We start from the raw sequence: 4,216 nt of genomic DNA on the forward strand, positions 1-4,216 counted from the left end.
CGCAGATGTGGAGTGATATTCGTAGTATCTGACCAGTCTCCACCAGCCAACAATGCATACATATCTTTTTTAAACTGTACATTTGGTGAAGTTCCAGTTACTGTTTGCATGAAACAAACATCTTTCACAAATTGCCAAACATAACCGCAACCATCTTCACAACCGATATGCGAAATCATCCGTATATTTGCCGTATTCTTATAACCTCCAGAATGTTTTGGTGAAGGTGCTTTTTTGCCTTGAATCCCACCACCTTCATTGCTTCCATGCATCGCAGAGGTAAATTCTGTATTATTGAGCAAAGCCTTCTTAACACGCAGCATATCGGATATATGATCTATTTGTAGACGGTTCGTCGTAATAGGAACATTATACGCAGAGCGGGTACTGTGACCCGTCCCTGACTGAAGATAAATATCAACCCAAATATCTGTAGAGGGGTCGTAAACCATACCCTCTGGGGAACTATGCGGGCGATGATTGAGACACCAAACAGAGTTCGGCAATATATCCCCTGCTTGATAACCGGATAATGGGTGACCGGAAATCGTACCAACATCCGCACAGAGCGTATGAAACCCTCCTATCTTTCGCGAATTACTCACTGTGTAATTCCTTGGATAGGTAGAGTTTTCTGACAAAACAAGTTTATGAGACTGTTTTCCATCAGAAACCAGATAAACATAATAATCCTTGCCTACCGAAAGAGAAGGAACGCTTATTCTTGTATCTGCCGTATAACTTGCAACCAAAGTATCATTGCCTAATGCCAAGGTTATACGCGTTCCTTTCTTCAATGTGAGTTGTTTTTTCCCTGTCGCAACAAGAAACGGCGTAGAAATTGAAAGAACCGTTAAATTGGACTGTTTCAGTAAATTGTTTATCTCTTCCCCTAGCACTTTTGCCTGTGAGGCTACTGTATGGGCTGTTGTTGCCGTTGCTAGGGAACTCTTGATACCTCCAAGCTCTTGTTTCGTCGTATCGGCTGTTGTTTTAGCTTCTTCTGCTGTCCTTTTCGCTCTATCGGCTACTTCCTTGGCTTTTTCGGCTTCGCTCTTGGCTTGATAGGCTTGTGAATCTGCCGACTCGGCTTTTTTCTTGGCTTCTTCTGAGTACATCCGCGCTAAACTTACGGGGGCTTTAAAATTCTCAACCACTTGATTGATATCGATAACCCTACTTCTCGCAGACGAGGCTATTTTCTCTGCATTTTCTGCCTGATTGCGTGCTTGCGTCGCGTCATGTCTTGCATAACCAGCAGACTCCTTGGCTTCCTTGGCTATTTTTTGTGCCTCTTCCGCTTCTTCCTCTAAAGACGCGGCTTTTTTACCCGCTGTTTCGGCTGCCCTCTGCGCCTCTCCTGCTATATATTTTGCATTACTAGCTATTTCCTTGGCTTTTTCTACTTCATTCTTGGCTTCATACGCTCGGTCATCGGCTTTCTCCGCTATTTTCTTGGCTTCTTCGCCTGCTCTTTCTGCTAAACTTGCTATAGTCTTAGCGTTATTGGCGGCTTCCTTCGCGTTGTTAGCTGTACTACTAGCATTATAAGCTATATTTTTCGCAGATTCTGCCTCACTACGAGCTTGCCTCGCATCATTTTCGGCATAAACAGCTTTCTGTTTGGCTTCCTTCGCTGTTTTTTCTGTCTCTTCTAGCTTGTCTTCTAAAGATGATGCTAAAGACGCTGCCTTTTTACCCGCCGCTTCTGCCGCTTTCTGTGCTTGTTCTGCTGTATATTTTGCACTATTAGCTATTTCCTTGGCTTTTTCGGCTTCGCCCTTAGCTTGATAGGATTGTGAATCTGCTACTTCCGCTTTTTTCTTGGCTTCGTCTGCATATGTCCGTGCTAAACTTGCTATAGTCTTAGCGTCACCTGCTACTTCCTTCGCGTTGTTAGCTGTACTCCACCCTTGATGAGCTGTGTTGCCTGAATTTTCCGCTATCTTCTTGGCTTCATCTGCGTACGTACGCGCTAAACTTGCTATAGTCTTAGCATTATCTGCTGTTTCATTCGCTTTGTGGGCTTTACTCCACGCTTCATTTGCTGTTTTTTCTGCCTTTTCTGCCTGACTACGGGCTTGCCCCGCATCATGCTTGGCATAACCAGCTGTCTGTTTAGCTTCTTGTGCTATTTTTCCGGCTTCATCCGCTACTGTCTCTACCTGTGATGCCTTCTTTTGTGCACCATCAGCTACCTTCTTTGCCTCGTCCGCTGTCGACTTCGCACTATTGGCTAATTGTTTTAGACCATCCAAAGCACCTTTCGTTTCTTCTGCTACCTTCTCTGCTGCTTCCGCTTTACTCTTTGCTGCTGTAGCTATACCCTTCAACGCTTCTGCATCAACATGCCCTGCCGTCTCTCCTGAACGCGCCGCAGACTCTGCTACCGCTTTCGCTTCAGAAGCTAATTTTGTAGCCTCCTCTGCACTCTGTTGGGCTTGATGAGCCGTCGCTGTTGCTGTATCCGCTGCACTCTTGGCTTCTTCTGCTGTGGTCTTCGCTGTATTCGCCACCCTAACAGCACTTTCTGATGCTCCTTTGGCTTCGTTAGCTACGCTCTCTGCTGTTTCTGTCGCTGTCGCTACCGATTGTTTTACTTCCTCCACTAAACCTTTTGCCTCAACAGCTGTCGTTTTACTTTCATTAGCTAACGTTGCTGCCTGATCTGCTACTTTTTTCGCTTCAGCGGCTTTAGACAATGCTTCTGAAGCATCTTGTTGCGCTGTTGATGTCTCTAACGCCTGTTTTGCCTCTTGCGCCATAATCTTGGCTTCTGAAGCTGTGACTGTCGCATCATCCGCCTTTTTTTCGGCTCTTGCGGCTTTCTCTTCTGCCGTCTCTGCTGTACTTTTAGCGTCTTGCGAAAGGACATGAGCATCCTCTGCTTTATTCTTCGCTTCCACCGCTGTGTCTTTTGCACTATCCGCTAACTGCTTTGCATTATTTGCTAACGTTTCTGCCGAATGCGCTCTCATCTTAACTTCTTCAACCAATTGTTTGGCTTCACCGGCTTTAGTCTTGGCTTGTGTAGCAACGTCTTCTATTGTTAAAGCCCTCTGCTCTACTCCTTCTGCTGTCCTTTTGGCTCCCTCAGCTGTATTCTTGACATGATCAACCGATTGCTTAAGATCCTTGACATCTGCCAACGCTCTCAATGCCGTTTCTTTTGCATCACCAGCTACCGAAGAGGCTGTCTCTGCTGTCGTCTTGGCTTCAGAAGCTGTCGTGAGAGCTTGCCCACTGCTCGCTGCCGCCGTTTCTGCAACATTCTTCACCTCGCCCATCACCTGCTTGGCATCATCAAAAGCGCTCTTGGTTTGTTCGGAAAGTGTTTTTGCATCTCCTGCCGTTGCCTTGGCTTCTCTTGCCTCTGTCAAAGCTGTCTCTACTGTGCTTTGAACTTGTGTCACTCTATCGGCTGCACCTTTAGTATCCTCCGCAATACGCTTGGCTTCTTGCGCTAACCTCTCTGCCGCTTCTGATTTCATCTTGGCATCTTCTGAGGAAGTTTTCGATACCTCTGCTGTCTGCTTGGCGGCATTGGATACTGTTAATGCCGTATTTGCCTGCTCTAAAGCTGTCTCTGCTGTCGTCTTGGCGGCATTGGCTACAGTAACTGAACTCGCTGCTGTGCCTGCTGCTTGCGCTATCGTCGTCGCTGCTGCATCCGATAATTCCTTGACACTATCTGCTATAGTTTTCGCTTGATCTGCTGTTTGTTGCGCGCCATTCGCACGCGCCATGGCTTTTTCTGCTTCTTTCCTTGCATTAACAACCTGCTCTAACGGCGCAAAGGTTTCATACGAATACAAAGATGCCGTCCCTAAAAGCTTCGGAACAACAACGCTGTCTTGAGAAGTTCCTGCTATCATTTCTTCTCTCGTCGCGACAGGTATCAAATATTCATGTTCATGATCGGGTATCTTCATCTGCTTTCGTCCTCACATCATTCAGAGTACTTCGTCTAATGAACACTCTTTCAAATCTTCAAACTCTTCTCTTAAGCTCTCTAAGCGCTTCTCTAAATCTTTTAACGATCCATCAAGATCCGTTTTCAAAGCGGCTTTCAGTAAATCAAAAACGCCATTAAGCGGCGCATGCACAAATCCTCCCCCCGAATACAAAACGACCCGTACTTGAGACGGGTCGCTAATCTCTGATATCGCAAACGGTTTTAATGACATTTCAACTCCTCATGTCTTGATCCCATAAA

Annotated in this window: 2 protein-coding genes; both read right to left on the reverse strand. The window is 46.1% G+C overall.

Annotated elements, in window-relative coordinates:
* A partial coding sequence (locus ACFIKE_RS08495; RefSeq protein ID WP_375649280.1) for a hypothetical protein occupies positions 1-3,932 on the reverse strand: 3,932 nt, incomplete at its 3' end.
* 21 nt (positions 3,933-3,953) lie between these two features.
* Positions 3,954-4,187, reverse strand: coding sequence for a hypothetical protein (locus tag ACFIKE_RS08500; RefSeq protein ID WP_375649283.1), 234 nt, complete (start codon positions 4,185-4,187; stop codon positions 3,954-3,956).
* Positions 4,188-4,216: the final 29 nt, after the last annotated feature.

The sequence above is a fragment of the Bartonella sp. MU70NMGDW genome (genome assembly GCF_042194085.1).
Lineage (GTDB): Bacteria > Pseudomonadota > Alphaproteobacteria > Rhizobiales > Rhizobiaceae > Bartonella > Bartonella grahamii.